This window comes from Clostridium sp. HV4-5-A1G (assembly GCF_900184915.1).
In the GTDB taxonomy this organism is placed as follows: Bacteria; Bacillota; Clostridia; order Clostridiales; family Clostridiaceae; genus Clostridium_B; species Clostridium_B aromativorans.
Genome location: NZ_FXYI02000190.1, coordinates 1 through 6,427, shown reverse-complemented (window position 1 = coordinate 6,427; position 6,427 = coordinate 1). Strand labels below are relative to the sequence as shown.

5 protein-coding genes are annotated in these 6,427 nt (G+C 34.2%); 1 reads left to right on the top strand and 4 read right to left on the bottom strand.

Translation table 11 applies throughout. The annotated features are described in order from the left end of the window. Positions 1–138 precede the first annotated feature (138 nt). Positions 139–1,164, bottom strand: coding sequence for an aldo/keto reductase (locus J5G60_RS15635; RefSeq protein ID WP_150356653.1), 1,026 nt, complete (start codon positions 1,162–1,164; stop codon positions 139–141). Positions 1,165–1,322: 158 nt separating this feature from the next. Here J5G60_RS15635 and J5G60_RS15630 point away from each other — a divergent pair, with 158 nt between their 5' ends. Further along, positions 1,323–2,441 (top strand): THUMP domain-containing class I SAM-dependent RNA methyltransferase, encoded by a 1,119-nt coding sequence (locus tag J5G60_RS15630; RefSeq protein WP_150356654.1) that lies wholly within the window; start codon positions 1,323–1,325, stop codon positions 2,439–2,441. 78 nt (positions 2,442–2,519) lie between these two features. On the opposite strand, the gene dapB is transcribed toward J5G60_RS15630, so the two are convergent. The 3 genes from dapB to J5G60_RS15615 all read right to left on the bottom strand — a co-directional run bounded on the left by dapB (position 2,520) and on the right by J5G60_RS15615 (position 6,245). After that, positions 2,520–3,341, bottom strand: coding sequence for a 4-hydroxy-tetrahydrodipicolinate reductase (dapB, locus tag J5G60_RS15625; RefSeq protein ID WP_150356655.1), 822 nt, complete (start codon positions 3,339–3,341; stop codon positions 2,520–2,522). A 214-nt stretch (positions 3,342–3,555) separates the two neighbouring features. Continuing rightward, entirely contained in the window at positions 3,556–5,118 is a 1,563-nt protein-coding gene (locus J5G60_RS15620; RefSeq protein WP_150356656.1) for an ABC transporter permease/substrate-binding protein, read from the bottom strand. After that, positions 5,118–6,245, bottom strand: coding sequence for a betaine/proline/choline family ABC transporter ATP-binding protein (locus tag J5G60_RS15615; protein WP_150356657.1), 1,128 nt, complete (start codon positions 6,243–6,245; stop codon positions 5,118–5,120). The genes J5G60_RS15620 and J5G60_RS15615 overlap by 1 nt, the downstream gene beginning before the upstream one ends. Positions 6,246–6,427: the final 182 nt, after the last annotated feature.

Here is a 6,427-nt window from a genome sequence, read left to right as displayed (position 1 = left end):
CTTATTTTAGAGTATAAATAATAAATATGAATATTGTGTCAATGTTTTGTAAATACAATAAAAACATTTCAAATAATTGTAAAAACATTTTGGTAATAAAGGTTCATATTTGAATATGAGTATAAATTTAGATGTAAATCAGTCATTTTTGTGCTCGGCATAAAATCTATTGTAGCTTTTGAGCTCTTTTTTTAAAAGATTTGGTGTATCAAGTTTATATGGGCAATGATCCTTACAATGGCCACATTCTATGCAGTTATTTATTAGATCCATTTTTCCCTTGAATTCATCTTTCATGAAATCTTTGTAGGGAGCTCTTTTTAGGAAGAGAGATATCCTGGCACATGTGGGGATCTCAATTCCTGCAGGACATGGGAGACAGTATCCGCATCCCCGGCAGAAGTCTCCAGCTAGTTCAAAACGATCTTTCTTGATGATGGACCACATGGATTCGTCCAGTACCGGTGGATTTTTTTCAAGGGCAATGAATTCATCTAGTTCGGATTCCCTCTGTATGCCCCATATAGGTACTACATTATTGAACTGCCTTAAAAATGCAAATGTAGATGCAGCATTGGTTATAAGTCCTCCTGAAAGAGCTTTCATAGCAATGACGCCGATATCTCTTTTTTTACATTCACTTATGAGTTTTAAATCATCATCTGAGGACAGAGAACTCAATGGAAACTGAATGGTATCGTACAGTTCTGAATCCGCAGCTTTTAAGGCATTGCCTATTTTATGATTTGTGATTCCTAAAAATCTGGTCATGCCGCGTTTTTTAGCTTCCAGAAGACCAGCATAAAGTCCTTCGGGATCATCAGGATCAGGTAATTCATCAGGGTTATGCAGCTGAATGATGTCCACGTAATCTGTCTTTAAATTTTTCAGACTTGTTTCTAAATGCTTTAGCAGGGTTTTTTTATCTTTTGCATGACTCTTTGTAGATATTATGATATTTTTTCGTACATCAGAAAGTGAGTAGCCTATTTTTTCCTCACTATCTGAATACATTCTTGCAGTGTCGAAAAAGTTTATTCCATTGTCATAGGCTTTACGCAAAATTTTTTTAGCATCTTCAAAGGAAACCCTCTGTATGGGCAGTGCTCCAAAGCCGCTTCTTGTTACCATCAAATTTGTTTTTCCCAATCTTATTTTATCCATAAAAACACCTCCAAATATATTTATTATAGCTTAAGATCAGCAGATTGTAATTATTAATGTATAATGTATTTAATATTTTGACTTTATGTATTATAATTGTTAAATTGGATAAAAAACCGCACATGTGCAATATTTTAAAAGTATGTAGGAGGGACAAGATGGAATACACATTGATTGCCACATCCACATTTGGACTGGAATCTGTAGTTGCCGGGGAGCTAAAAACTCTTGGATATGAGGATTTGAAAATTGAAAATGGAAGAGTTATTTTTCAAGGAGATGAGATTGATATAGTCACCTGTAATCTATGGCTTAGAACTGCAGAAAGGGTTCTTATAAGAATGGCGGAATTTAAAGCGGAGAGCTTTGAAGAACTTTTTCAGGGTGCACTTTCCGTGAATTGGGGGAGCTTAATGCCAGAGGATGCATTTATGCATGTGACAGGAAAATCTATAAAATCAAAGCTGCACAGTATACCTGACTGTCAGTCCATAGTTAAAAGAGCTGTAGTTGAATCCATGAAAAATAAATATGGAATAGAAAGATTTGAGGAAACTGGGGCTGAGTATAGGATAGAAGTTGGCATTTTAAAGGATATGGTTACCTTGACTGTGGACACTTCCGGCGAGGGGCTGCATAAAAGGGGATACAGAAAAAATTCAGGAGAAGCACCTATCAAGGAGACTTTGGCGGCAGCTATGGTGCTGCTTAGTAGGTGGGATCCCAGCAGGATATTGGCAGATCCCATGTGTGGCTCCGGAACTATTGCAATTGAGGCAGCATTAATTGGGAAAAACATAGCTCCAGGATTAAATAGAAATTTTGTTTCAGAACAATGGGATATAATTCCGCAGCATATATGGAGGGATTTAAGAGAATTTGCAGTAAATTCTATAAACGGTAGGGAGTTCAAAATTTTGGCATCGGATATAGATGGAAGAGTGATTAGAACTGCCATGGGAAATGCCAAAAAAGCAGGAGTGCAGGACTACATAACATTTCAAAAAATACCGGTACAGAAGTTCAGCTCAAAGAAGAGCTGTGGATTTATAATAAGCAATCCGCCTTACGGGGAAAGACTAGGGGAGCTTAAAGAAGTAGAAAAACTTTATCAGGATATGGGGAGAGTATTTTCAAGACTTAAAGGTTGGAATTATTTTATAATAACTGCTCACGAAAAATTTGAGAAACATTTTGGAAAAAAATCTGACAAGAACAGAAAACTTTATAATGGTAGGTTAAAATGCTATTATTATCAGTATTTTAATTTTGAATGAGGGAAGCTGATGGAATTATTTTAACTTCCCCGGTTCATTATTCAGTTATGGCGAGAAGTTTGATTTTAACATGCAGGATTAGTTTGCTATTAGATTTTCATCTAATGCATCGATGTATTTATGTAGTATCCTTTTAAGGTCTAATATATCTTTCATCTCATAGTATCCTGACTTTTTATAAATATAATTTATGGCACTTATAGCTCCAGATGCAAAAGCTTTTCTGGAAAAGGATTCATGACTTATTTTTATCTGATCATCATCACCAACTATGAGTACCTCATGTTTCCCTATCACACCTCCGGCTCTTACACCGTTGACAGGAATATCTTTATTGAATACTCCAGATGATTGAAGTCCATGTTCTATTTCTTTAGAAAGTTTTATGGCAGTTCCTGATGGAATATCTTTTTTGGTTTTATGGTGAAGTTCCAGAACTTGAAAATCATAGTTATTTAATATGGATGCTGCAATATTAGACAATAACATAACCACATTAACACCTAAAGTAATATTGGGAGCATAAACTATACCGTTATCGAATTTGTAAGTCATATTTTTAAGCTTGTCAATACTTTCTTCAGAAAATCCTGTTGTCCCTATGACCATATTTACTTTCATTTTAGACAGTGCTAAAGCGTTTTTCATTGTTGCTGAAGGGGTTGAAAAATCTACAACTACATCAGGTTTGCTTTCGAAGATTGAAGCTTCCAGCTTATCTGAAGTTGAAATTTTTACGTTGGTTCTATCATTTTTTAATAGATCTCCTAATTTGATCCCTTCTTTTCTACTATTAGGGCTGCAAATTGCGCATACGATTTCCATATTGTCCTGTTCTAGGATTTGATTTGCTATATGTTTTCCTGTCCTGCCAATACCTATTAATGCTACTTTGATCATATAAATTACCTCCTTGACTAATATTATCTTCACTTTTTTACCGGTATTATTATAATGTAGAAACTTTTACATTAATATAAACAACTTTATTATATCATACAAGTTGTTTGTTGTCATTATTATCAAATATATCCTTTACTTGAAAATTAGGTTATTCTAAAGTTCAGGTGAAGAAAAGCATTCCTTATCGGTAAACTCCATCTGAACCTAAGAATCACTTTATCAAATTTTGTTCTTTTAAGAATTCATGGGCAACGGTCTCCGGCTTCTGTCCCAGGCTATCCACTTTATAATTTAATTCCATCATGGTTTTGTCATCTATTTTTCCGCCTAATCTGTTTAAAATCTCCTTAAGTTCGGGATGCTTTTCTAAGGTTTCTTCTCTGATTACAGGGGCGGCATAATAGGGTGGAAATACTTTTTTGTCATCAGTTAAAACTTTTAAATTAAATTGTTTAAGCAGTCCATCTGTGGAAAAGGCATCAATTACATCAGCTTTTTTTTGATTTAATGCAGTGTATCTGAGTCCTCCATCTACACTGTTGATTTCTTTGAAATTGATACCATATACATTTTGAAGAGGTTTTAAAGTATCTGCTCTTCCTGAAGTGAACTCCATAGTACAGCTCAATCTTAAGTTGTTACTTATTTTTGCAAGGTCGGATATAGTGTTTAAATTGTATTTATTGGAGGTATCCTGAGATACTGCCAGTGCGTAGGTGTTATTAAATCCAATTGGATTTAGCCATTTTATCTTAAAGTTTTTACTGTAATAATCTTTTACGGTATTGTATGCTTTGTCGGGATCATTTATTAGACTGTGTTTCATTATATCCATGAGTCCAGTACCTGTATATTCAATACTTACATCTACGTTTCCGGATTTCATTGCACCCATCACTACATTTGTTCCTCCCAGATTAGGCCTGTAATCTACTTTAATGTTACTGTTTTTTTCAATAAGTTCCCCAACCATGTCTACTAATATGATCTGTTCAGTGAAGTTTTTCCCGCCAACAACTATCTTATTTTTTGTATTATTATAATAGAATGCGGATGCTGATATTATTAAAATGCAGAGTACAATTGCTGCAGCTCTCTTATATTTTAGTGGCACTTTCCTCTTTTTCCTTTTAGCTGTTGACTTTTCTGTTGCTGATTTTTCAATTTTGCCAATAATAAAATCAATTACTAGTGCTAGTATACATGCGGGTATTGCTCCTGCAAGTATCATGTAGTTATTGACGCTTTGAACTCCCGTAAATACCATATATCCAAGTCCACCTGCACCTACAAATGCAGCTATGGTCATAAGTCCAACTGCGGTAACTGCAGATATCCTTATACCTGCCATTATTACTGGAAGCGCAAGGGGAAGTTTTACAATTTTCAGTATTTGTGATTCAGTCATACCCATTCCCTCGGCAGCTTCTAGTATATTGGGATTTATACCTGACAGTCCGGTATAAGTATTTTTTATAATGGGAAGAAGTGAATATAAAATTACCATTACAATGGCAGGTTTGCTTCCAATGCCTATGACGGGAATTAGAAATCCCAGTAATGCCAAACTTGGAATTGCCTGTATTACATTTGCAATACCTATTACAAGGGAAGACAGTCTTTTGTCTTTTTCTATAAGTATTCCCAAAGGTACACCTATTAATATAGCTATAACCACCGATAACAAAGTCAACTCGATATGCTGGAGAAAAAGGTTTAATATATCGCCTGTCCTGCCTGCAATGAAATTATAAAAACCTATAATCGAATTCATTAAATCTCCTCCTCTGCATCTAAAAATTGAGCACTTAATACTGTTATGAGGCTGCTTCTGGTAATAAGTCCTGCTAATGCACCCTTTTTGGTTAAAACAGGTACATATCCTATGTTATTGTCACTTATTTCCTGAAGTACATCCACTATGCTGTCTTCTTCATATACTGTAAATATATTTTTCTCCATTATATTTTTTAATTTCAATGTTTTGTCCATACCTTTTCGTATATCTTTTAGGGTTACAATTCCAATGAGAGTTAGATTTTTATCCACTATCATAAGGCTGTCTACATTGTTTGTTCTCATTATTTCTACTGCTTGTACTATAGTTCTTTCCGCATTGGTTACTACAGGGTTGGTTATCATTATGTCTTTTGCCTTTATAAATTCTGGTTTATTCCAAATTCTATTTTTGCCTATAAATTCTTCTACAAAACCATGGGAGGGGTTTTTCAATATTTTTTCGGGAGTATCAAATTGGAGTATATTTCCATCTTTCATTATACATATTTTATTTCCCAGTTTTATTGCTTCATCCATGTCGTGGGTTACGAATACTATGGTCTTTTTTAATTCCTGCTGGAGGTTAAATAGCTCATCCTGAAGCTGGCTTTTGCTTATAGGATCAAGTGCACTAAAAGGCTCATCCATAAGTACTATATCTGGATTCATGGCAAATGCTCTAGCTACACCTATTCTCTGTTGTTGTCCTCCACTTAATTCATTTGGATATCTGTTTAAAAATTCGCCTGGATTCATTCCTATCATTTCCAGAAGTTCTTCAGTTCTGTCTTCTATCTTTTTTTCAGGCCATTTTTGAAGCCTTGGTATCAATGTTATATTCTCCTGTATGGTCATATGGGGAAAAAGGCCGACTTGTTGGATTACGTACCCAATTTTTCTTCTAAGCTCTATACTGTTCTCTTCTTTGATATTTTTATTATTTACAAAAATATCACCGGAAGTTGGTTTTATAAGCTTATTTATCATTTTGAGTGTAGTTGTCTTTCCACAGCCGCTGGGGCCGATGAGTACTACTAGTTCTCCTTTATGAATTTTTAAATTTATGTTGTTCAATACTACTTTACCCTTAAAAGATTTAGTTATATTTTTAAATTCTATCATAACGGGTGTCCTCCATTTCATTTAGCCAATTTTTGACATTAATGTAGCGCAAATTGACAAAGTAACAATTTAATAATAGCATAAAAGTTGTTACTTGTCATTAATAGTTTATTTATTCATATTCTGTATAAGTAAATTTTTAGATTGTATTTACATGATAAGAATAATAATCTATACTATTT